This is a genomic window from Oerskovia flava (genome assembly GCF_026163685.1).
GTDB lineage: Bacteria > Actinomycetota > Actinomycetes > Actinomycetales > Cellulomonadaceae > Oerskovia_A > Oerskovia_A flava.
The window spans coordinates 989,705-1,010,766 of the sequence record NZ_JAOXSR010000001.1 but is presented as its reverse complement, the minus strand read 5'-3'; the positions used below and the strand labels follow the sequence as shown (position 1 = coordinate 1,010,766).

At 72.4% G+C, this 21,062-nt stretch carries 21 protein-coding genes; 9 read left to right on the top strand and 12 right to left on the bottom strand.

The window, feature by feature from the left end:
* Positions 1 to 97 precede the first annotated feature (97 nt).
* The 4 genes from OHL10_RS04450 (at position 98) to OHL10_RS04435 (ending at position 3,070) form a co-directional block, all read left to right on the top strand.
* Positions 98 to 1,327, top strand: a complete 1,230-nt coding sequence (locus OHL10_RS04450; protein ID WP_265520931.1) for a serine hydrolase domain-containing protein — start codon at positions 98 to 100, stop codon at positions 1,325 to 1,327.
* Between the two features lie 30 nt (positions 1,328 to 1,357).
* Positions 1,358 to 1,897: a LytTR family DNA-binding domain-containing protein gene (locus OHL10_RS04445; protein WP_265520930.1), complete on the top strand. Its 540-nt coding sequence runs from the start codon at positions 1,358 to 1,360 to the stop codon at positions 1,895 to 1,897.
* A 14-nt stretch (positions 1,898 to 1,911) separates the two neighbouring features.
* The gene (locus tag OHL10_RS04440; RefSeq protein ID WP_265520929.1) at positions 1,912 to 2,358 is read left to right on the top strand and encodes a hypothetical protein; all 447 of its coding nucleotides are present in this window, start codon (positions 1,912 to 1,914) and stop codon (positions 2,356 to 2,358) included.
* Between the two features lie 238 nt (positions 2,359 to 2,596).
* On the top strand, positions 2,597 to 3,070 hold the full coding sequence (locus OHL10_RS04435) for a hypothetical protein (protein WP_265520928.1): 474 nt from the start codon (positions 2,597 to 2,599) through the stop codon (positions 3,068 to 3,070).
* A gap of 27 nt (positions 3,071 to 3,097) precedes the next feature.
* Here OHL10_RS04435 and OHL10_RS04430 read toward each other — a convergent pair whose 3' ends face one another.
* Positions 3,098 to 4,531 carry an NAD(P)H-quinone dehydrogenase gene (locus tag OHL10_RS04430; RefSeq protein ID WP_425498941.1) on the bottom strand — a complete coding sequence of 478 codons (1,434 nt, stop codon included), beginning with the start codon at positions 4,529 to 4,531 and terminating at the stop codon, positions 3,098 to 3,100.
* Between the two features lie 61 nt (positions 4,532 to 4,592).
* Here OHL10_RS04430 and OHL10_RS04425 point away from each other — a divergent pair, with 61 nt between their 5' ends.
* On the top strand, positions 4,593 to 5,432 hold the full coding sequence (locus OHL10_RS04425; protein ID WP_265520926.1) for a purine-nucleoside phosphorylase: 840 nt from the start codon (positions 4,593 to 4,595) through the stop codon (positions 5,430 to 5,432).
* A gap of 1 nt (position 5,433) precedes the next feature.
* The gene (locus tag OHL10_RS04420) at positions 5,434 to 7,263 is read left to right on the top strand and encodes a phospho-sugar mutase (RefSeq protein ID WP_265520925.1); all 1,830 of its coding nucleotides are present in this window, start codon (positions 5,434 to 5,436) and stop codon (positions 7,261 to 7,263) included.
* Positions 7,264 to 7,288: 25 nt separating this feature from the next.
* Here OHL10_RS04420 and OHL10_RS04415 read toward each other — a convergent pair whose 3' ends face one another.
* Positions 7,289 to 8,143 carry a siderophore-interacting protein gene (locus OHL10_RS04415; protein WP_265520924.1) on the bottom strand — a complete coding sequence of 285 codons (855 nt, stop codon included), beginning with the start codon at positions 8,141 to 8,143 and terminating at the stop codon, positions 7,289 to 7,291.
* 132 nt (positions 8,144 to 8,275) lie between these two features.
* On the opposite strand from OHL10_RS04415, the gene deoC reads away from it, so the two are divergent.
* The 3 genes from deoC to OHL10_RS04400 are packed head-to-tail and all read left to right on the top strand — an operon-like array spanning position 8,276 to position 11,735.
* Positions 8,276 to 9,328 carry a deoxyribose-phosphate aldolase gene (gene deoC, locus OHL10_RS04410; RefSeq protein ID WP_265520923.1) on the top strand — a complete coding sequence of 351 codons (1,053 nt, stop codon included), beginning with the start codon at positions 8,276 to 8,278 and terminating at the stop codon, positions 9,326 to 9,328.
* 53 nt (positions 9,329 to 9,381) lie between these two features.
* The gene (locus OHL10_RS04405) at positions 9,382 to 10,830 is read left to right on the top strand and encodes an aldehyde dehydrogenase family protein (protein WP_265520922.1); all 1,449 of its coding nucleotides are present in this window, start codon (positions 9,382 to 9,384) and stop codon (positions 10,828 to 10,830) included.
* Positions 10,830 to 11,735 (top strand): aldehyde dehydrogenase family protein, encoded by a 906-nt coding sequence (locus tag OHL10_RS04400; protein WP_265520921.1) that lies wholly within the window; start codon positions 10,830 to 10,832, stop codon positions 11,733 to 11,735. Before OHL10_RS04405 ends, OHL10_RS04400 begins: the two co-directional genes overlap by 1 nt.
* Before the next feature lie 82 nt (positions 11,736 to 11,817).
* On the opposite strand, the gene OHL10_RS04395 is transcribed toward OHL10_RS04400, so the two are convergent.
* From OHL10_RS04395 to OHL10_RS04350, 10 genes are read right to left on the bottom strand one after another with little or no spacing between them, the layout of a single operon-like run.
* Complete coding sequence (locus OHL10_RS04395; protein WP_265520920.1) at positions 11,818 to 12,936, bottom strand: adenosine deaminase; 1,119 nt, start codon at positions 12,934 to 12,936, stop codon at positions 11,818 to 11,820.
* A 47-nt stretch (positions 12,937 to 12,983) separates the two neighbouring features.
* Positions 12,984 to 13,226 carry a hypothetical protein gene (locus OHL10_RS04390; protein WP_265520919.1) on the bottom strand — a complete coding sequence of 81 codons (243 nt, stop codon included), beginning with the start codon at positions 13,224 to 13,226 and terminating at the stop codon, positions 12,984 to 12,986.
* Between the two features lie 28 nt (positions 13,227 to 13,254).
* The gene (locus OHL10_RS04385) at positions 13,255 to 14,262 is read right to left on the bottom strand and encodes a hypothetical protein (protein ID WP_265520918.1); all 1,008 of its coding nucleotides are present in this window, start codon (positions 14,260 to 14,262) and stop codon (positions 13,255 to 13,257) included.
* Complete coding sequence (locus tag OHL10_RS04380) at positions 14,259 to 14,585, bottom strand: DUF202 domain-containing protein (protein ID WP_265520917.1); 327 nt, start codon at positions 14,583 to 14,585, stop codon at positions 14,259 to 14,261. Before OHL10_RS04380 ends, OHL10_RS04385 begins: the two co-directional genes overlap by 4 nt.
* Positions 14,582 to 15,049, bottom strand: coding sequence for a YidH family protein (locus OHL10_RS04375; RefSeq protein WP_322645516.1), 468 nt, complete (start codon positions 15,047 to 15,049; stop codon positions 14,582 to 14,584). Before OHL10_RS04375 ends, OHL10_RS04380 begins: the two co-directional genes overlap by 4 nt.
* Positions 14,983 to 16,329: a thymidine phosphorylase gene (locus OHL10_RS04370; RefSeq protein WP_265520916.1), complete on the bottom strand. Its 1,347-nt coding sequence runs from the start codon at positions 16,327 to 16,329 to the stop codon at positions 14,983 to 14,985. The genes OHL10_RS04375 and OHL10_RS04370 overlap by 67 nt, the downstream gene beginning before the upstream one ends.
* Positions 16,326 to 16,757, bottom strand: coding sequence for a cytidine deaminase (locus tag OHL10_RS04365; protein WP_265520915.1), 432 nt, complete (start codon positions 16,755 to 16,757; stop codon positions 16,326 to 16,328). The genes OHL10_RS04370 and OHL10_RS04365 overlap by 4 nt, the downstream gene beginning before the upstream one ends.
* Positions 16,758 to 16,765: 8 nt before the next feature.
* On the bottom strand, positions 16,766 to 18,058 hold the full coding sequence (locus OHL10_RS04360) for an ABC transporter permease (protein ID WP_265520914.1): 1,293 nt from the start codon (positions 18,056 to 18,058) through the stop codon (positions 16,766 to 16,768).
* Positions 18,055 to 19,344, bottom strand: a complete 1,290-nt coding sequence (locus OHL10_RS04355) for an ABC transporter permease (RefSeq protein ID WP_425498940.1) — start codon at positions 19,342 to 19,344, stop codon at positions 18,055 to 18,057. Before OHL10_RS04355 ends, OHL10_RS04360 begins: the two co-directional genes overlap by 4 nt.
* Positions 19,341 to 20,954 (bottom strand): ABC transporter ATP-binding protein, encoded by a 1,614-nt coding sequence (locus OHL10_RS04350; protein WP_265520913.1) that lies wholly within the window; start codon positions 20,952 to 20,954, stop codon positions 19,341 to 19,343. The genes OHL10_RS04355 and OHL10_RS04350 overlap by 4 nt, the downstream gene beginning before the upstream one ends.
* Between the last annotated feature and the right edge of the window lie 108 nt (positions 20,955 to 21,062).

The following is a 21,062-nucleotide window of genomic DNA, read 5'->3' as shown; positions in this document are numbered from 1 at the left end:
GCTTTCGACCGCTCGTGAAGACCGCTCAGCCGGCGATCCTGACCGGTCGGCGGCTACTGCTTCTCAGGGAGAAGTGCCACCTCCTACCGTCGCCGACATGACGAAGAACACCGAGGCCGCACGCACGACGAAGCAGCGAACGAGCACAGGCAAGCGGAGAACGCTGCGCATCGCCGTCGCGGTGGTCACTGTGATCGCGATCGCAGTAGGCGTGCTCGCCTTCTTCAACCGCCCGCTCTCGCGAGACCAGGTCCATGAGGCGATCGACGAGCGTCTGACGCGCGTCGTGGCGGAGAACGACTCCGTCTCCAGCGTGCTGCTGACAGTGGCGGAGGCATCCGGCGACGTGCACGAGTTCGCCGTCGGAACAACGCATCCCGGCTCGTCGGAACCCGTGGGAGTCGACAGTCCCTATCACTCGGCGAGCGTCGGAAAGACGATGCTCGCCACTGTCTACGGCCAGCTCGTGGACGAGGGAGTGCTCGCCTTCGATGATCCGGTCACCCGGTGGCTGGACGCCGACACCCTGGCCGGCTTGTTCGTCGTGGACGGCGTCGATCGCGCAGGTCAGGTCACCATCGGTCAGCTGCTGCGCCACACCTCCGGCGTCGGCGACTACTTCGAAGGGCCAGTAGACGCAGGGCCGACGATGCTCGCGACGATCGCGACCGACCCGGACCGACTGTTCACACCGCTGGAGATCGTGGCCTTCACCCGCGATCGTCAGGTGCCCGTCGGTCAGCCGGGTGAGACCTTCTCCTACTCCGACACCGGTTACATCCTGCTCGGTCTCGCGCTCGAGTCCATCGAAGACAAGCCCTACGACGAGATCCTGGAGGATCGCATCTTCAGACCGCTCGGTATGGCGGACAGCCACCTGATGACTCGCTTCGGCGTCGAGTCGGACATCCTCGCCATCGAGGTGAACGGCGTCGACTTGAGCACGCGCAACGCGCTCTCGCTCGACTGGGCCGGCGGTGGTGTCGTCACGACCATGGCAGACCTGCTCACGTTCATGCGCGCCCTCGAGGGCGGCGAGCTCGTGTCTCCGCCGGTGCACCGGGAGATGACCGACTTCAGCAACGATGTCGACACGGGCATCGGCTACGGCATGGGCATGATGCAGTTCCGATTCAGTGAGCTCTCACCCCTGCTCTTCTCGATGTCGGACGTCCACGGCGCCGTCGGAGTCACCGGGACGTTCGCCCTGTACGATCCGGCCAGCGAGACCCACTACATCGCCAACTTCGGTTCGTTCGAGTTCCGAGAGAGGGCGATCGAGGAGCTCATCGACATCCGCCTCACCTTCGATCGTCTCGAAGGCTAGGCTCGCCCACCGGTCAGGACGCGAAGAAGCATGGTGCAGCTGGTCTGCTCGCCGAAGGTGCGCGAGAAGCTGGAGCGGGAGTTCGCGACGTACGACATCCCGGTGACGACGGACGGTGCCTGGGTACTCGTCGAGCGAGGCTTCGAGGTTCCGACAGGCAAGCCCGTCGTGGTCTTCGACGCCATCGACTACATGGAGGTCGTGCGGCTCTTCGTTTCTGGGGTGCGCGACGAGGCAGGTGGTCCGCGCACGCTGACCGGGCAGAGCGGCAGCACGTTCACGGTGATCGCCCCGCGTCAGGTGCTCTATCTCGAAGCTGCCCCGGACGGGATCGTGGCGTGCACGTCGTCTGGCCGGTATCGCGTGCGCCGCACGTTGCAGTACTACGAGACCGTCTACGCGCCGATCGGGTTCATCCGCATCAACAAGTCACAGCTCGCGAACATCGCGCACGTGAAAGAGATCATTCCCTGGTTCAACTCCCGATACGTGCTGCGGTTGGCCGGCGGCGAGGAGCTCGAGGTGTCGAAGACCTACGCCAAGCCGCTGCGCAGTGCGCTGAAGATCTAGAGGAGGAAGGGCACATGAATTATGAGAACGTGGTCAAGTCGTTCTTTCTCGGTGCGATCATCGGGTTGGCGCTGCAGGTGTTCAGCCCCGGCGAAGCCGACGCACCGACCCGCGTGCTCGTGGTGCTGGCCAGTGGCGGCGTGGGGCTGCTCATCGGTCTTGTCACCGAATGGCTCACCGCGCTCCTGCCGATCCGGATCGCGCGCGCCGGCGCCTACTTCCTCATCAACAACCTCATCGCCGTGGCGATCACCGCGATCGTCGTGGTCTCGCTCGTCGCGCTCAACGGCGAGGGGGTCGCACGCGCCGACGTGTGGTGGCCGGTTCTGGGCGTGGCCGTGGGAATCGTCAGCGTCGCGAACCTCGTCGACTACCTTCTGTACCGTCGCGCACAGCTTCGGCTCCGTGCACTGCAGGCGCAGTTGGCCGATGCTGCAACGGCCGAGCGCTCAGAGGTGTAGTCGCCACCGCGCACACCGCACGCCGAACGTTCGCTCGCGGTTGCGGGGTCGTGACGTCGGTGACGTGGGGGCGGGGCGTGAGGAAGGGGTAGGCCTGGCGGCAGGATGCACGTGCGCCCGATCGTCCTTGCCACGGGTGTGCAGGGAGACGCATCCGGCCCTGGCGCCGCGGGTCTTCTCTCAGCGCCCGGCGCCGGCGACGCGGTCCGCAGCGTTTCCGCAGCGCTAAGGTCGACGTGTGCGTATCGAGCTGAGTGTCGAGGAAGCCGTCGAGCTGGCGCGGGTGGGTGGTGCGGTGCCGCCGTACGTCCGGTCCGTGACCGGGGAGGGCGACGAGATCCGCGTGAGCGTGGACCTGCGCGAGGTCCCCGACGCGCCGTCGGGCCTGCGGCTGGCGGCGCGGCTCGTCCCCGTCGTGCGGGCGACGCTGCGCGTGGAGTCGTTCGTCGCCGGGACGGCCGTCGTGCGCGTCGAGGTGAGCGCGGGCGGCCTGCCCGCGCACAAGCTGCTCGGCTTCCTCGACGGTCCGCTGGCCGGCGCGCTGCGGTCGCAGGGGCTGCCGCCCGAGGCCGTCCAGATCCTGCCCGACGCCCGCGTCGCGCTCGACGTGCAGACCCTGATGCGGCCCGCGCTCGCCGAGACGCTCCCGCAGCTGAGGGTCACCGACCTCGGGTACGCGGACGGCACGCTGCGGGTGACCGCCACCCTCTGAGCGGCGCCCGGCCCCCTGGAGGTCGGGTCACCCCGCCCGGTGGTGCAGCATCCGGGCGACCTCGGCGATCGACCCCGACAGCGACGGGTAGACCGTGAAGGCGTCCGCGACGTCGTCGACCGTCAGCCGGTGCGCGACCGCGAGGGTGATGGGGAAGATCAGCTCGCTCGCGCGCGGGGCGACGACCACACCACCGAGCACGACGCTCGCCTCGGGGTGCGCGAACAGCTTGACGAACCCGTCGCGCATCCCGAGCATCTTCGCGCGCGGGTTGCGGGCGAGCGGCAGCGTCGCCGTGACGTACTTGCTGTTCTGCGCCTTGAGCGCTTCCTCGCTGTACCCCACGGTGGCGATCTCGGGGGCGGTGAAGATGTTCGCCGCGACCGTGCGCAGCTTGATCGGGCTCACGGCGTCACCGAGGGCGTGGGACATCGCGACCCGGCCCTGCATGGCGGCCACCGACGCGAGCGGCAGGATCCCGGTGCAGTCCCCGGCCGCGTACACGCCGCGCACCGAGGTGCGGGAGACCTTGTCGACCTGGATGTGGCCGCTGTCCGTGAGCCGCACGCCAGACTCCTCGAGGCCGATGCCCCGCGTCGACGGGATCGAGCCGACCGCGAACAGCACGTGGGAGCCCTCGACGACGCGCCCGTCGGAGAGCGTGACCGCGACCCCGTCGGCGGTGCGCTCGGCGGACTCGGCGCGCGTGCGGCCCATGACGACCATGCCGCGCGAACGGAACACCCCCTCGAGCAGCTCAGCGGCGTCGGCGTCCTCACCGGGCAGCACGCGGTCGCGGCTGGAAACGAGGACGACCTCGGAGCCCAGGGCGTTGTAGGCGCCGGCGAACTCCGCGCCCGTGACGCCGGAGCCCACCACGATGAGCTTCTTGGGCAGCTCCGCGAGGTTGTACAGCTGCGTCCAGGTAAGGATGCGCTCCCCGTCCGGGACCGCCGTCGGCAGCACCCGCGGGGTGGAGCCGAGGGCGAGGAGCACGACGTCGGCGTCGAGCTCGTGCTCACCGTCCTCGCCGTGCACGTGGACGCGGCTCGCCCCGTCGAGCCGCCCCTCTCCGAGCAGCACGCGCACGCCTTCGCGTTCGAGGCGCGCCCGGATGTCTGCGGACTGCGCCGCCGCGAGCGACATGACCCGCGCGTTGACGGCCTCCAGGTCGACGAGGTGGCGGCCCTGCGAGGGGTGCGTGGCCTGCGCGGTGTCGCTGGGCAGACGGATCCCGAGCTCCCCGGCACCGTCCGCGATGGTCATCCAGTCGGCGGTCGCGATGAGGGTCTTCGAGGGCACGACGTCGGTAAGCACCGCCGCCCCGCCGAGGCCCTGGCGCTCCACGACGGTGACGTCCGCACCGAGGCGGCGGGCGACGAGGGCGGCCTCGTAGCCGCCCGGTCCACCACCCACGATCACGATGCGGCTGGCCTGCAGGTCACTGGTCTGGTTCGTCACGGCTGCCATTCTGTCAGGGTTCCGGCGGGGCACGACGCGGCGGAGCGGCTAGCCTCAGATCATGACGACGACGCCCGAGCTCGACGACCCGAGCACCGACCCGTTCCTGGTGGCGCGCGCCGCCGCCGACCACATCGCCGAGGCCACGGGGATCGACGGCCACGACATGGCCCTCGTGCTCGGCTCGGGATGGGGTGGCGCCGCCGAGCTCCTCGGCGACGTCGTCGCGGAGATCCCGACCCACGAGATCCCGGGCTTCTCGCGGCCCGCGGTGGCTGGGCACGTCGCCACGACGCGCTCGATCCGGGTGGAGCGCGTGGACGGTTCGGTGCGCTACGCCCTGGTGCTCGGTTCACGGACGCACCTGTACGAGGGCAAGGGGGTGCGCCGGGTCGTGCACGGCGTGCGCACCGCGGCGGCGACGGGCGCGCAGGCGCTCGTCCTGACCAACGGGTGCGGCGGGCTCCAGCCCGACTGGTCCCCCGGCACACCCGTGCTGATCGCCGACCACCTCAACCTCACGGCGACCAGCCCGCTCGAGGGCGCGACGTTCGTCGACCTCACCGACCTGTACTCCACCCGGCTGCGCGACATGGCCCGGCGGGTGGACCCGACGCTGCCGGAGGGGGTCTACGCGCAGTTCCCCGGGCCGCACTACGAGACCCCGGCGGAGGTCCGCATGGCAGGCACGCTGGGCGCCGACCTCGTCGGCATGTCCACGACGCTCGAGGCGATCGCCGCCCGCCACGCCGGTCTCGAGGTCCTCGGGCTGTCGCTCGTGACGAACCTCGCGGCCGGGATCAGCGCGACGCCGCTCTCCCACACGGAGGTCATCGAGGCCGGCCAGGCCGCAGGCCCGCGCATCAGCGCCCTGCTCGCCGATATCGCGAAGGCGGTGTGACATGACGGGTCCACGGAACACCTCCCTGGGCGCCGCGGACGACCCGGGCCTCGACCCCGGCACCGAGCACCGGGCGCTGCACGAGCGGGCCGAGGCGTGGATCGCCGACGACCCGGACCCCGTCGACCGCGCCGAGCTGCGCGCGCTCCTCGACGCTGCGGACAGCGACGACCCCCGCAAGGACCGGGTGCGGGCCGCTGCGCTCGACGAGCTGCGGGACAGGTTCGCCGGGACGCTGCAGTTCGGCACCGCCGGGCTGCGGGGCGCGATGGCGGCCGGCCCACGACGGATGAACCGTGCCGTCGTCATCCGGGCCGCGGCCGGGCTCGGCGCGTACCTGCGCGACCGGCTCGGGGAGCAGACCCCGCGGGTGGTCGTCGGCTACGACGCGCGCCACCGGTCGGCGGACTTCGCGCTCGACACCGCGGCGGTGCTCACCGGCGCGGGCGCCGAGGTGCTCCTCCTCCCGGCTCCCCTTCCGACCCCGGTGCTCGCCTTCGCCGTCCGCCACCTCGAGGCCGACGCGGGCGTCATGGTGACCGCGAGCCACAACCCCCCGGCGGACAACGGTTACAAGGTGTACCTCGGCGGCCGGGTCGTCACCGGTCCCGGTCAGGGCGCGCAGATCGTCCCGCCCGCCGACGCCGGTATCGCCGCCGCCATCGCGGCGGTCCCCTCGGTGGCGTCGGTCCAGCGGGCGCAGGCGGGCTGGACCGTCCTCGGCCGCGACGTCGTGGACGCCTACACGGCGTCGGTCGCCCGGTTGTCCGACGGCGCCCCGCGCGACCTGCGCATCGTCACCACCTCGCTGCACGGGGTCGGGGGCGCGGTGCTCGCCCGCGTGCTGCGGGAGGCGGGTTTCACGCGGGTGATCGCCGTCGAGGAGCAGGTCGACCCCGACCCGGACTTCCCGACCGTATCGTTCCCGAACCCCGAGGAGCCGGGGGCGATGGACCTCGCCCTCGCCGTCGCCCAGGACGCGGGCGCGGACCTCGTCCTGGCGAACGACCCGGACGCCGACCGCTGCGCCGTGGCCGTGCTCGACCCACGGGTAGGCACCTACCAGGGGGTCGAGACCGCGCGGTCCAACGGCTGGCGGATGCTGCACGGCGACGAGGTGGGTGCGCTGCTCGGCGACGACGCGGCGCGGCGCGCCGCCCGCCTGCGGATCGCCCCCGGTGCGCAGGTGCTCGCGAGCTCGATCGTCTCTTCCCGCCTCCTCGCCCGCATCGCCGCCGCGCACGGGCTCGCCCACGCCTCGACGCTCACAGGCTTCAAGTGGATCTCGCGCGTCGACGGCCTGGTCTACGGCTACGAGGAGGCCCTCGGCTACTGCGTCGACCCCGCGCACGTGCGCGACAAGGACGGCATCAGCGCCGCGCTGCTCGTGGCCCAGCTCGCGAACCGGCTCGCGGCGCAGGGCCGCACCCTCGTCGACGCGCTCGACGACCTCGCCCGGGGCCACGGCCTGCACATCACGGACCAGCTCTCGGCGCGGTTCACCGATCTGGACGAGATCACCGGCACCATGGCGCGGCTGCGCTCCCGCCCGCCCCGCACCCTCGCCGGCGCGGGGGTGAGCGAGGTGGTCGACCTGTCGGCCGGCATAGACGGCCTGCCACCCACCGACGGCGTGCGGATCATGTCCGCCGACGGCACCCGGGTGATCGTGCGACCGAGCGGCACGGAGCCGAAGGTCAAGTGCTACCTCGAGGTCGTCGTCCCGGTCGCCGCCGACGCCTCGCACGACGACCTGACCGCGGCCCGCGCCTTCGGCCGGGACCGCCTCGACAAGGTGCGGGCCGACGTCGGGCAGGCGCTGGGGCTGTAGGCCCGCCGCGGGCGAGGTGCCCGTCTCAGGCGAGCCCGGCCGTCTGCTCGTCCTGCTCGACGGCGGCCTTCCAGTCGGCCTTCTCCGCGCGCCAGCCCTCCTCGGTGCGGCCGCGGCGCCAGTAGCCGGAGGCGGAGAGGGCCGGGGCGGGCACCCCGCGCTCGGTGCGCAGGTGCCGGCGCAGGTCCCGGACGAAGCCCGCGTCGCCGTGAAGGAACACGTGCGGGGTACCGGGCAGGAAGTCCGCCGACGTGACCGCCTCGACGAGGGCCCGTCCGGGCTCCTGCGGGTGCTCGTCGCGGTGGACCCAGCGCAGGTCGAGCTCGCCCGGGCTGGTGAGCACCTGCTCGTCCGCGGGCGACGCCACCTCGACGAACACCCGCACCGGCGCACCGGCAGGGACACGCTCGAGCGAGGCCGCGATCGCGGGCAGGGCCGACTCGTCGCCGATCATCAGGTGCCAGTCGAGCTCAGGCGACGGCACGTAGTCGCCGCCCGGACCGTAGAACGACATCGGGTCGCCCGGGCGGGCAGCGAGCGCCCACGGCCCGGCCAGGCCCTCGTCGCCGTGCACGACGAAGTCGATCGCGAGCTCGCGCACCACGGGGTCCCAGGACCGGATGGTGTAGGTGCGCATCGGCACCCGCTCCCCGGCGCCGGTCGCCTCGGGGAAGAGGAGCTTGACGTAGTGGTCGGTGCAGGGTCCCTCGTCGAACCCGTCCAGCCCCTCGCCCCCGAGCACCACGCGCACCATGTGCGGCGTGAGGCGTTCGGTGCGGAGCACGACGGCGTGCGTCGCGACCCGCTCGGGGCGGTCGGCCCGTGCAGGGCGGTCGGCGGCGCGCGGGGTCCGGGCGACTGACGGGCGGGGGCGGGGCATCGTGCCTCCAGGGGCGCGGACGGGTCGAGACGGACGACGGGACTGAGGCCACCCTAACCACAACGTCGACGCAGCCCGCCCCGAGTCCGCCGGCGGGCTCCGCGACCGGGTACCGGGCGGTAACCTGGGGCGATGAGCACTACGACACCGTCGTCGGTCCCGGCGACCGACGCGTCCCCCGGGACCGGATCGGTGAACCCTTCCGACCCGTCCGCCGACGAGATCGCGACGCTGGCCCGCGCGGTCACGGGCGCCGTCGACCTCGACGACGCCGCGTGGCGGCGCTACCTGCACGGACTGCCGGGCGTCGACCGGGTGGGGGCGGACGCGCGCGCCGCGACGCTGGGCACCCGCTCCATCAAGACCACGTCCAAGGCGTGGGCGCTCGACACGATCATCCGGATGGTCGACCTGACGACCCTGGAGGGCGCGGACACCGCCGGCAAGGTGCGCTCGCTGGCCGCCAAGGCGGTCCGGCCGGAGCCCGACGACCCGAGCTGCCCGTCGGCGGCCGCGGTCTGCGTCTACAACGACCTCGTCCCGGTCGCGGTCGAGGCGCTCGCCGGGACCGGCGTCAAGGTCGCCGCCGTCTCGACCGCGTTCCCCTCGGGCCGCGCGAGCCGAGCCGTCCGCCTGGCCGACACCGCCGACGCCGTGCAGGCGGGCGCCGACGAGATCGACATGGTCATCGACCGCGGTGCGTTCCTCTCGGGTCGCTACGCCCAGGTCTTCGACGACATCGTCGCGGTCCGGGAGGCGTGCCACGCCGACGGGCGCGACGCCCACCTCAAGGTCATCCTCGAGACCGGCGAGCTCGTCACCTACGACAACGTCCGCCGCGCCTCCTGGCTCGCGATGCTCGCGGGCGCGGACTTCATCAAGACCAGCACGGGCAAGATCAGCCCCGCCGCCACGCTGCCCGTCACGGTCGTCATGCTGGAGGCGGTGCGCGACTTCCGTGCGGCGACGGGCCGGCAGGTCGGGGTCAAGCCCGCGGGCGGTATCCGGACGTCGAAGGACGCCATCAAGTACCTCGTGGCCGTCAACGAGACCGTCGGCGAGGACTGGCTCGACCCCGACTGGTTCCGGTTCGGGGCCTCCTCGCTGCTCAACGACGTGCTCATGCAGCGGCAGAAGCTCTCCACCGGCGCCTACTCCGGCCCGGACTACGTGACGGTCGACTGACCTCCCGCGCGCACCCCCGCAGACCCTCCTGCAGCACCCGATCCGAGGAACACATGTCACCCTTCGAGTACGCACCAGCTCCGGAGTCCCGGGCGATCGTCGACATCGCCTCCTCCTACGGGCTCTTCATCGACGGCGAGTTCACGCCGTCGAGCGACGGCTCGTCCTTCAAGACCGTCAACCCCGCCACCGAGGAGGTCCTCGCCGAGGTCGCCGAGGCCACCGACGAGGACGTCGAGCGCGCCGTCAAGGCCGCCCGCCGCGCCCAGCAGAAGCTCTGGGGCCCGATGCCGGGCAGCGAGCGCGCCAAGTACCTCTTCCGCATCGCCCGCCTCCTCGCCGAGCGCGCCCGGGAGTTCGCGGTCCTCGAGACGCTCGACAACGGCAAGCCCATCCGGGAGTCGCGCGACGTCGACGTCCCGACGGCGGCCGCGCACTTCTTCTACTACGCCGGCTGGGCCGACAAGCTGGACCACGCCGGGTTCGGCCCCTCCCCGCGCCCGCACGGCGTCGCGGCCCAGGTGATCCCCTGGAACTTCCCGCTGCTCATGCTCGCGTGGAAGATCGCCCCGGCGCTCGCCACGGGCAACACCGTCGTCCTCAAGCCGGCCGAGACCACTCCCCTGACCGCGCTGCTGTTCGCCGACCTGCTGCGCCAGGCCGAGCTGCCGCCCGGCGTCGTCAACATCGTCACCGGCGCACGGGCGACCGGCGCGGCCCTCGTGGGCCACCCGGACGTCGACAAGATCGCCTTCACGGGCTCCACGCCGGTCGGCAAGCGCATCGCCCGCGAGGTCGCCGGGACGCACAAGCACGTGACGCTCGAGCTCGGGGGCAAGGCGGCGAACATCGTCTTCGACGACGCCCCCATCGACCAGGCGATCGAGGGCATCGTCAACGGCATCTTCTTCAACCAGGGCCAGGTCTGCTGCGCGGGGTCGCGCCTGCTGGTCCAGGAGTCCGTCGCCGAGGAGCTGGTCGAGCGGCTCAAGTCCCGCCTGGGGACGCTGCGCGTCGGCGACCCCATGGACAAGAACACCGACGTCGGGGCGATCAACTCCGCCCAGCAGCTCGCCCGCATCACCGAGCTCACCGATGCCGGGACGGCCGAGGGCGCCACCCGCTGGAGCCCCGAGTGCGAGCTGCCGTCGTCGGGCTACTGGTTCGCGCCCACGCTGTTCACCGGGGTCTCCGCGGCGCACCGCATCGCCCGCGAGGAGATCTTCGGCCCGGTGCTGAGCGTCCTGACCTTCCGCACCCCGCAGGAGGCGGTCACCAAGGCCAACGCGACGCCCTACGGCCTGTCGGCGGGCATCTGGACGGAGAAGGGTTCCCGGATCCTCTGGATGGCCGACAGGCTGCGCGCCGGCGTCGTGTGGTCGAACACCTTCAACCGCTTCGACCCCACGAGCCCGTTCGGCGGGTACAAGGAGTCGGGGTACGGACGTGAGGGCGGCCGGCACGGACTGGCGCCCTACCTGATCGAGGGGAGCTCCTTCTGATGGCCGCTCAGAGCATCGCCGCACCGGGCGCACGCCTCGAGGTGCGCAAGACGTACAAGCTGTTCGTCGGCGGGAAGTTCCCCCGCAGCGAGTCCGGCCGCACCTACGAGGTCGCCGACGCCAAGGGCCGGTTCCTCGCGAACGCGGCGCTCGGCTCCCGCAAGGACGCCCGCGAGGCGGTCGTGGCCGCACGCGCCGCGCAGGCCGGATGGGCAGGTGCCACCGCCTACAACCGCGGACAGGTCCTCTACCGGGTGGCCGAGCTCCTCGAAGGGCGCCGCGAGCAGTTCGTGGCCGAGGTGGCCGCCGGCGAAGGGCTGAGCACCCGCAAGGCCGAGGCGGCCGTCTCCGCGGCGGTCGACCGCTGGGTCTGGTACGCCGGCTGGACCGACAAGGTCGCGCAGGTCGCCGGGTCGGCCAATCCCGTCGCCGGGCCGTACTTCAACATCTCGGCCCCGGAGCCGACGGGGGTCGTCGTCGTGATCGCCCCGCAGACGTCGTCGCTGCTGGGCCTGGTCTCGGTCATCGCGCCGCCGCTCGTGACCGGCAACACCGTCGTCGTCGTGTCGAGCGAGGCCCGGCCCCTGCCGGCGATCACGCTCTCGGAGGTCCTCGCGACCTCCGACGTGCCGGGCGGTGTCGTCAACGTCCTCACCGGCCGGACCGCCGAGCTCGGCCCGCCGCTCGCGTCGCACCTCGACGTCAACGCCATCGACGTCGGTGGCGCGCTGGGCGCCGACGGGCTGGCCTGGGGCGACCTCGAGGCCGCGGCGGCGGAGAACGTCAAGCGTGTGCTGCGGCCCCCGGTCGGCGACCGTGAGCCGGACTGGACCGAGGCGCCGCACCCCCGCCGCATCCTCGCGTTCACCGAGACCAAGACGGTCTGGCACCCCAAGGGCGTGTAACGCCCCCAGGGCGCCGAACAGGCGGTTGGTCGGCACGCTGCTCGCGGCGTGCCGACCCACCGCCTGTTCGGCGTTCCGACGGTCAGAGCTGGGCGCCCTGGGCCTTCTGGTAGCCGGGGAGGATGACGTCGTCGACGAGGGCCTGGCGCTCGTCGTGGTGGATGAACGCGCTCCACGCGGCGGTCATCGTCACGTCGGCGAGGTCGTCGATCGTCCAGTCGGCCTGCTCGACCAGCAGCGTCATCTCCTGAGTCATCGACGTGCGGGACATGAGCCGGTTGTCCGTGCTGAGGGTCACCGCGAAGTCCAGCTCCTTGAGCCGGGTGATCGGGTGCGCGGCGATCGAGGTGGCCGCGCCCGTCTGCACGTTCGACGACGGGCAGAGCTCCAGCGGGATCTGGTGGTCGCGCACCCAGTGCGCGAGACGCCCGAACGTCGCGGTGCCCGACGTGGCGTCGAACGCCGGGTCGAACGTGATGTCCTCGATGATCCGCACACCGTGGCCGATGCGGCTGGCCTGCCCGAGGTGCACCGCCTCGGCGATCGACGCCGGTCCTGCGGCCTCGCCGGCGTGGATGGTCACGGGGAAGTCGTTCTCGGCCAGGTAGCGCCAGATCTGCGGGTGCCGCGAGGGCGGGAAGCCGTCCTCGGCACCGGCGATGTCGAAGCCCACGACGCCGTTGCCGCGGTTCGCCACCGCGAGCTCGGCGATCTCCTGCCAGCGGTCGGCGTGGCGCATCGCGGTGACGAGCTGGCCGACGCGGATGGTGCGGCCCTGCGCCGCGGCCTCCGCAACCCCCTCGGCGAGCCCGGCCTGCACGGCGTCGACCGTGTCCTGCAGGCTCAGCCCACCCTGCAGGTGCTGCTCGGGCGCCCAGCGCTGCTCGGCGTAGACCACGCCGTCGGCAGCGAGGTCGAGCACGGCCTCGCGCGCGACGCGCCGCAGGCCCTCGGTCGTCTGCATCACGGCGATCGTGTGGTCGAACGTCTCGAGGTACCGCACGAGCGAGCCCGAGTCGGCCGACTCGGCGAACCAGCGGCCGAGCGCGTCGGCGTCGGCGGCGGGCAGGTCGTGCCCGACCTCGGCCGCGAGCTCGAGGATCGTCGCCGGGCGGAGCCCGCCGTCGAGATGGTCGTGCAGGACGACCTTGGGCAGGTCGGGGATGAGGGCGGTGAGCTGTGCGACGTGTTCCGAGGTCATGGGGCCACGCTACCGCCGCGGGCGCTCCCCCCGCCGCTCACGGGTGGCTACGCGTAGTCGTCCGGCTCCCCCGGGACGGCGCTGGCCTGCTCGACGACGTCGGCCTCGTCGGCCTCGCCGTCCAGGTCGGGGCGCGGGGTGTGCGGCCGGTACTCCTCGGCGGCGTCGGCAGCCCGGTCCGGGACCGCGGAACCGCGTTCGTCGACCTCCTCGACGAGGTTCACCACGTCGTCGGCGGGCTCGGTCAGGCCTGCGTCACGCCAGGCGTCGTGTCCGGGGACGGTGCTCATGGGGCGCTCCTCTCGTTCCCCCTCATCCTCACCCCGCGAGGTGAGGCTCGCCAGCCCGGCCCGGCCGTCCGGCCGGCAGGACCGCCCAGCACACGTGCCGCCACCCGCCGAGCGCACGGCGCACGCCGTCCCCGGCCGCGGCTCCGCGCACCAGGTCACCGGCGCCCAGACGGTGGAGCATGCCCGACGACGGTTCGTAGACCGTGCACCATCCCCCGCGCGCGGTGGTGGGGTCGGGCCCGGGACCGGCCGCCGCGAGGAGCACGACGTGCCGCGGGACGGCGGTCTCCAGACCCGTCGTGAGGTCCCCGCCGGTGAACAGCGGCACGGGCACCCCCGCCGCCGCTGCGGCGAGCGCGGACCGGAGCACCCGCGGACCCGTGCGGCGGTCCACGACCCGGTGGGTGTAGCGCACGTCCGCGTAGCGGGCCACGCTCGCCGCGCCCCACGGCGGGGTGCCGAAGCGGCCGGGCCACGGCGCCAGGACCAGCCCGCGCCGGGTGCTGCGCGCCTTGAGGTCGCGCTGGAGCTCGCGCCACCGCTCCTCCGGGCCGCCGCGGCGGGGTGCAGGCGCAGGTGCGGGCGCAGGTCCGGCCCCGAGCCGCTCCCCCGTCGCGACCCACCACGCCAGGACGGGGTCGCCGGCCACCGCGAGGACCGCCAGCACGGCGGACCCGCAGGTGGTCTCGTCGACCTGCACCGCGGGCGCCCCGCCGAGCACGACCGGGGTCCGGGCCGTGACGGGCCGCCGCAGACCAGAGCCCTCCCCGCCGCCGGCCACCGCGCGGTGCAGCGGGTCCAGCACGTCGTCCCGCACCGGGCGCGGGTCCTCGACGCGGGCGACGAGCGCGTCGACGACGCCCGCCCGGTGCCCCGCACGCAGGGCGAGGCGTCGCACCCCGGCGGGACCGGCGTCGGGCAGGTACGGCCCCGTGGGCGGCGCGGGCGGCGGCGGGCCCGACCACGCACCCACCGCGCCCAGCAGCCCCGAGAGCTGCCAGGGCCGGGACGACCGTGCGGCCGGGGTGGTGCTCACCCCTGACCCGTCAGGGCGCCAGCGACAGCTGCGACCGTCCCGAGGACACCCAGAGTGACCACCATCGCCACCACCCGGACCAGGAAGTCCCACGAGTACAGCCGACCGTCGCGGGGCGACCCGCCGTCGGGGCGGCGCAGCACGGTCGGGACGAGCGAGAGCACGGCGAGCAGCAGGGCGAGCACCGAGACGACGGCGACCTGGGCGCGCAGGGCGGCGGTCGCGAGCAGCAGCGAGCTGATGACCACACCGAGGACGGTGCGTTGCCAGGCCAGCGCCGTGCGTTCAGGCTGCAGGCCGGGGTCGCGCGCCCGCTCGCTCACGCCCCGATCGCCGTCCACGCCGCGTACGCGCCGAGCAGCAGCGCGAGCACCACCACACCGGTGACGAGCACCGGCAGCCCGCTCGGGGCGGGCAGCGGCCTGCCCTCGCGCAGCGCGCGCTCGTTGCGCCGCCACGAGACCAGGGCGTAGCCCGCGACGCACGCCCCCACGAAGCAGGCGAGCGCTGCGACCACATCGAGGAACCCGGAGAGCTCGGCGAACGCCGCGAAGGACGTCAGCGCCACCCCGCCCGCCACCAGGCCGAGGCCCGTGCGCACCCACGCGAGCGCGGTCCGCTCGTTGGCGAGGCTGAACCGGGCGTCGGGCTCCTGGCCCGCGCCGTAGACGGCGCGGGGCCGTCGGCGGTCCGGCGCGCGGGGAGAGGTGTCGTCGTCGGTCAGTCCACACGCTCCAGGACGATCGGGCGCCGGTCGACGACGGTCCCGGCCGGTGCGATGCTCCACCCGCCCACGAGCGCCGCGACCGCCCGGTCGAACCGCTCCGGGGTGTCGGTGTGCAGCGTCATGAGGTGCTGGCCCTTGCGGACGACGTCGCCCGGCTTGGCGTGGATCTCTACACCGGCCCCGGACTGCACCGGGTCCTCCCTGCGTGCCCGCCCCGCGCCCAGGCGCCACGCGGCGACGCCGACCGCGTAGGCGTCGAGACGCTCCAGCACACCGTCGGTGTCCGCCACGACGTGCTCCCGCTCCCGGGCGACGGGCAGCGGCGCGCGTGGGTCGCCGCCCTGCTCGGCGATCATCTCGCGCCACTTGCCGAGCGCGCGGCCGTCGGCGAGCGCGTGGCGGACGTCGGCCTCGGCGTGCGGTCGGCCGGCACCTGCCAGCATCTCGAGCGCGAGGGCCACGGTGAGGTCGACCACGTCCTGCGGTCCACCGCCCTGGAGGACCTCGACGCTCTCGCGGACCTCGAGCGCGTTGCCCGCGGTCAGGCCGAGCGGCGTCGACATGTCGGTGAGCAGCGCGACGGTGCGCACTCCCGCGTCGGTACCGAGGTCGACCATGGTCCGCGCGAGCTCGCGCGCCTGGTCGAGCTCCTTCATGAACGCACCGGAACCGACCTTGACGTCCAGGACGAGCGCGCCCGTGCCCTCCGCGATCTTCTTGCTCATGATCGACGAGGCGATGAGCGGGATGGACTCGACGGTGCCGGTGACGTCACGCAGCGCGTACAGCAGCCGGTCGGCGGGCGCCAGCCCGGACCCCGCCTGACAGATCACTGCCCCCACGTGCTCGAGCGCCTGAAGCATCTGCGGGTTGCTCAGGGCGGCGCGCCAGCCCGGGATCGACTCGAGCTTGTCGAGGGTGCCTCCGGTGTGCCCGAGCCCCCGGCCCGAGAGCTGCGGCACCGCGACACCGAACACCGCGACGAGTGGGGCGAGGGGCAGTGTGATCTTGTCGCCGACGCCTCCGGTCGAGTGCTTGTCCGCGGTCGGCCGGGTCAGCGACGAGAAGTCCATCCGTTCGCCCGAGGAGATCATGGCCGCGGTCCACCGGCCGATCTCGGTGCGGTCCATCCCGTTGAGGTAGATCGCCATGCTCAGCGCGGCCATCTGCTCCTCGGCGACGACGCCGCGGGTGTAGGCGTCGATCACCCAGTCGATCTGCTCCGCGGAGAGCCGGGCGCCGTCCCGCTTGGTACGGATGACGTCCACCGCGTCGAAGCGCTCCGTGGGCGCCGCGGGCTCCTGACCGGTCTCTTCCAGCGGGACGTCCTCGTCGCTCATGACCGCTCCTCCAGGTCTTGCGGCCCGAACGCGTCGGGCAGCACATCTCTCATCGTCTTGATACCACGCACCGTCTCGACGAGCAGGTCCGGGCCGCCGTGCTCCCACAGCAGCTGCCGGCACCGGCCGCAGGGCATCAGCGTGTCCCCGTGCTTGTCGACGCACGTGAACGCCACGAGCCGCCCGCCGCCCGAGCCCACGAGGGCGCTGACGAGCGAGCACTCCGCGCACAGCGTCACACCGTACGCCGCGTTCTCGACGTTGGCGCCGACGACCAGCCGACCGTCGTCCGCGAACGCCGCCGCTCCGACCGGGAACCCGGAGTAGGGCGCGTACGCCCGCTCCATCACGGCGCGGGCCGCTGCACGCAGCGCCGGCCAGTCCACCGTGTCCTGTCCCCGCGACGTGTCCTGTCCTGACGAGCTCACGGCCGGGCTCACTTGACGTAGGGGATGCCGTTGGCGGCCGGTGCACGCACCTTGCCCACGAGACCCGCCACCGCGAAGATCGTCACGACGTACGGCGTCATGAGCATGATCTGGCTCGGGATGGGTGTCCCCACGATGCCGAGCACCGTGCGGAGGTTGTCGGAGAACCCGAAGAGCAGGGCAGCGGCGAGCGCGCCCATGGGGTTCCACCGTCCGAGGATCATGGCGGCCAGCGCGATGAAACCCTTGCCGCCCGTCATCTCCTTCCCGAAGGCGAGACCCGCGGCGACCGTGAAGAACGCACCGCCGAGACCGGCGACGGCCCCACCGAGGATCGTGTTCTTCACGCGCGTGACGTTCACCTTGATGCCGACCGTGTCCGCCGCCTTGGGGTGCTCCCCGACGGCGCGCATCCGCAGTCCCCACCGGCTCTTGAAGACGAAGATCTGCAGCAGGATCACCGCCGCGTACATGAGGTAGACGAGCAACGTCTGGCGGAAGAGCACCGGTCCGAGGACCGGGATCTGCGAGAGCACCGGGATCTCGATCACCGGTAGCGGGTTGCGGGAGTTCCACGTGGCGGGGTCGGCGGCGAGCACGGTCGAGTAGAGATAGCTCGTCACGCCGACGACGAGGACGTTGAGGACCACGCCGACGATGATCTGGTTCACCCAGTACTTGACCGAGAAGATCACCAGCAGCAGACCCACGAGAGCGCCCGCGATGGGCGCGGCCACCAGGCCCATGTAGGCGGACGAGGTCACCGACGCCACGACTGCCGCGAGGAACGCCCCGGCGAGGAGCTGGCCCTCGATCGCGATGTTGATGATGCCCGAACGTTCGCACAGCAGGCCCGAGAGCGCACCGAAGACCAGGGGGACGGCGAGGAACAGCGAACCCTGGAGCAGACCGGTGAGCGGGATCGCGGATTTTCCCGCCCCCGCCCACGCGAGGAACGCGAAGACGACCACGAGGCCGAACACGACGGGCAACCAAACTCCGAGCCGGCGTCGGGTCCACGCGGCCCAGGTCGCGAGACCCGCGAGGCCGAGTGCCACGAGCGACAGCACGAGCGCGAAGCCGGTCGAGCTCACGGTGAGGGCGGGGATCTGGAAGAAGTCGGTCGCGGTCGAGATCCGGAACGTGGTCTCGGTGCCACCCGCCGGCAGCAGCGCGAAGAAGATCAGCGACGCGAGCGCGAAGAAGCCGTAGACGATCGGGCCGCGCCAGCTGATCGGGGCGAGCGTGCTGGTCGTACGGGCCGGTCGTGCGGGCGCCGGCTTCGTGGTGACGGTGCTCATGCGCTGACCTCCTGGGCGGCGGGGCGGGACGTCGACCGGCGGCGCTTTCGCGTCGTGTCACCCGGTGTCGGGAGCCGGAAGACCGACCGCACGAGCGGCGGCGCGGCGATGAACAGCACGATGAGCGACTGCACGACGAGCACGATGTCGATCGGCGTGCCCGTGCGAGCCTGCATCGCGAACCCGCCGGCGCGCAGCGCACCGAAGAGCAGGCCGGCGAGCACGGTGCCGAGCGGTCGCGAACGACCGAGCAACGCGACCGTGATCGCGTCGAAGCCGAAGCTCGCCGCCACCCCGGCTGTCAGCACCTTCTCCGTGCCGAGGACCTGGGCGGAGCCCGCGAGACCGGCGAGCGCGCCGGCGATGACCATGACCCACACGTAGGCCCAGGGCACCGACATGCCGGCGGTGCGTGCCGCGTGCGGGTTCTCCCCCACCGCGCGGAAGCGGAACCCGATCGTGGAGCGCTCCATGAGCCACCACACACCGACCGCGGCGACGAGCGCCAGGACGAAGCCCAGGTGCAAGCGGAAGCCGTCACCGAGGAGCAGCGGGAACTGCGCGGAGCTCGGGATAGGCGGGCTGATGGGGTTGGAGCTGCCCGCACGCTGGAACGCGGACGTCGTGAGCAGGTAGGCGACGAGGAAGACGGCGATGTTGTTGAGCATGATGGTGACGATCACCTCGTGCGCGCCGGTGCGTGCCTTGAGCACACCGGCGATCCCGGCCCAGAGCGCGCCGCCGAGCGCCGCGCCGAACACGGCGAGCAGCAGGTGCAGGCCCGGAGGCAGCGAGAACGTGAAGCCGATGAACCCTGCGAAGATGCCACCGAGGATGATCTGCCCCTGCGCACCGATGTTGAACAGCCCGGCGCGGAAGCCGATACCGAGGCCGAGACCCGCGAGGATGAGCGGGGTGGCGACCGTCATGGTCTCCGTGAGCGGCCGGATCGCCCGCTCGAAGGTCGGGGCACCGAGGTTGACCACCGACCCCTGGAACAGTGCCGCGTACGCACTGGCGACCGAGCTCCAGATCGCGCCGAAGAAGTCCGAGGGCCGGGCGAAGACGTACGTCGCGGTCCGCTGCACGTCCGGGTCGGCGGCCGCGATGAGCACGCCGCCGAGGACGAGGGCGATGACGACGGCGAGGAACGAGACGAGCCAGCTGCTCTCCAGCATCTCGCGCAGGATGCTCGACCCCTCGCCGCGCCCGTCGTCGTCCATGGGCCGGCTGGGTGGGGCCGCTGCCGGCGGGACGCCGCCGACGTCCGGGGTGGCCTGAGTCACTGGATCTCCTCCTCGCGTGCGTCCTCGACGGTGTGCGACGGCGCGGCCTCGGCCTCGAGGTCCGCCTCACCCAGGACGGTGTGGTGCTCGGCGGCCTGCGCGACCGCTTCGTCGAGCGGGACGCCGGCCATCATGAGGCCGAGGACGTCCCGGTCGGTGTCGCCAGGCACGATGCCGACGATCTTGCCGCGGTACATCACGGCGATCCGGTCGGCGAGCGCGAGCACCTCGTCGAGCTCGGTGGACACGATGATCACGGGCGTGCCGTTGTCGCGCTCCGCGACGATCCGGCTGTGCACGAACTCGATGGACCCGACGTCGAGACCACGGGTGGGCTGCGAGGCGAGCAGCAGGCGCAGCGGCCGCGACATCTCGCGGGCGAGCACCACCTTCTGCTGGTTGCCGCCGGAGAGCGTGCCCACGGCGGCCTCGACGGTCTGCGTCCGGACGTCGTACTCGACGATCCGCTTCTCGGCGTTGTCCCGGATCACCGACTTGTTGAGCGCACCGCCCCGGGAGAAGGGCGGCTGGTCGACGAGGTCGAGGACGAGGTTCTCCTCGACGGAGAAGGTGCCGATGATGCCGTCGGTGCTGCGGTCCTCGGGCACGTACCCCACGCCCGCGCGCAGCACGTCGAGGACCCCCGACCCGACGAGCTCCTTGCCGTCGAGCGTGATCGACCCCGCGACCGGGGTCTGCAGCCCGACGATCGCCTCCGCGAGCTCGGTCTGGCCGTTGCCCTGGACCCCGGCGACGACGAGGATCTCGCCGCGGGCGACCTCGAAGTCCACCCCGTCCACGACGGGGGTGCCGACCGTGTCGATGACCGACAGGTCGCGGACCGCGAAGACGGCCTCCCCGGGCTCGGCGGGCGCCTTCTCGACGCCGAGCGAGACCGACCGCCCGACCATGAGGGAGGCGAGCTCGGTCTCGGACGTGCTGGGCTCTGCCGTCCCCACGACCTTGCCGCGCCGGATCACGGTGATGCGGTCCGCGACGGCGCGGACCTCACGCAGCTTGTGGGTGATGAAGACGATGGAGGTGCCCGCGGCCTTGAGCTGGCGCATGATCGCGATGAGCTCGTCGGTCTCCTGCGGGGTGAGGACCGCCGTCGGCTCGTCGAGGATGAGGACGCGCGCGTCGCGCGAGAGCGCCTTGATGATCTCCACGCGCTGCTGCACGCCGACGGGGAGGTCCTCGACCATCGCGTCAGGGTCGACCTCGAACCCGAAGCGGTCGGAGATCTCGCGCACGAGCGCGCGAGCCTTCGACTGGTCGATCAGGCCTGCACCCTTGACCGGCTCGTGCCCGAGCGCGACGTTCTCCGCGACGGTGAAGACCGGCACGAGCATAAAATGCTGGTGCACCATGCCGATGCCCGCGGCCATCGCCTCGCCTGGCCCGGCGAACTCGACGGGTACGTCGTCGACGAGGATCTGACCGTCGTCGGGATCGTAGAAGCCGTAGAGCACGTTCATGAGGGTGCTCTTGCCCGCCCCGTTCTCCCCGAGGAGCGCGTGCACCTCGCCGGGTTCGATCACGAGGTCGATGTGGTCGTTCGCGACCAGGGATCCGAAGACCTTCGTGATCCCTCGCAGTTCAAGCTTCACTGGGCCCGGCCTCTCTACCGCTCGGGAACCGACACCCCGCCGGTGTCCGGTGGGATGTGTCCATCACACCAGGTGCGGGGGTTCTCGTCTCATCATGACGGCGGTGGC

Excerpts from the sequence above, each read along its gene's own strand:
- OHL10_RS04450 (WP_265520931.1), top strand. The coding sequence starts at position 98 with ATGACGAAGAACACCGAGGCCGCACGCACGACGAAGCAGCGAACGAGC.
- OHL10_RS04445 (WP_265520930.1), top strand. The coding sequence starts at position 1,358 with ATGGTGCAGCTGGTCTGCTCGCCGAAGGTGCGCGAGAAGCTGGAGCGG.
- OHL10_RS04440 (WP_265520929.1), top strand. The coding sequence starts at position 1,912 with ATGAATTATGAGAACGTGGTCAAGTCGTTCTTTCTCGGTGCGATCATC.
- OHL10_RS04425 (WP_265520926.1), top strand. The coding sequence starts at position 4,593 with ATGACGACGACGCCCGAGCTCGACGACCCGAGCACCGACCCGTTCCTG.
- OHL10_RS04420 (WP_265520925.1), top strand. The coding sequence starts at position 5,434 with ATGACGGGTCCACGGAACACCTCCCTGGGCGCCGCGGACGACCCGGGC.
- OHL10_RS04415 (WP_265520924.1), bottom strand. The coding sequence starts at position 8,143 with ATGCCCCGCCCCCGCCCGTCAGTCGCCCGGACCCCGCGCGCCGCCGAC.
- deoC (WP_265520923.1), top strand. The coding sequence starts at position 8,276 with ATGAGCACTACGACACCGTCGTCGGTCCCGGCGACCGACGCGTCCCCC.
- OHL10_RS04405 (WP_265520922.1), top strand. The coding sequence starts at position 9,382 with ATGTCACCCTTCGAGTACGCACCAGCTCCGGAGTCCCGGGCGATCGTC.
- OHL10_RS04400 (WP_265520921.1), top strand. The coding sequence starts at position 10,830 with ATGGCCGCTCAGAGCATCGCCGCACCGGGCGCACGCCTCGAGGTGCGC.
- OHL10_RS04395 (WP_265520920.1), bottom strand. The coding sequence starts at position 12,936 with ATGACCTCGGAACACGTCGCACAGCTCACCGCCCTCATCCCCGACCTG.
- OHL10_RS04390 (WP_265520919.1), bottom strand. The coding sequence starts at position 13,226 with ATGAGCACCGTCCCCGGACACGACGCCTGGCGTGACGCAGGCCTGACC.
- OHL10_RS04370 (WP_265520916.1), bottom strand. The coding sequence starts at position 16,329 with ATGAGCGACGAGGACGTCCCGCTGGAAGAGACCGGTCAGGAGCCCGCG.
- OHL10_RS04360 (WP_265520914.1), bottom strand. The coding sequence starts at position 18,058 with ATGAGCACCGTCACCACGAAGCCGGCGCCCGCACGACCGGCCCGTACG.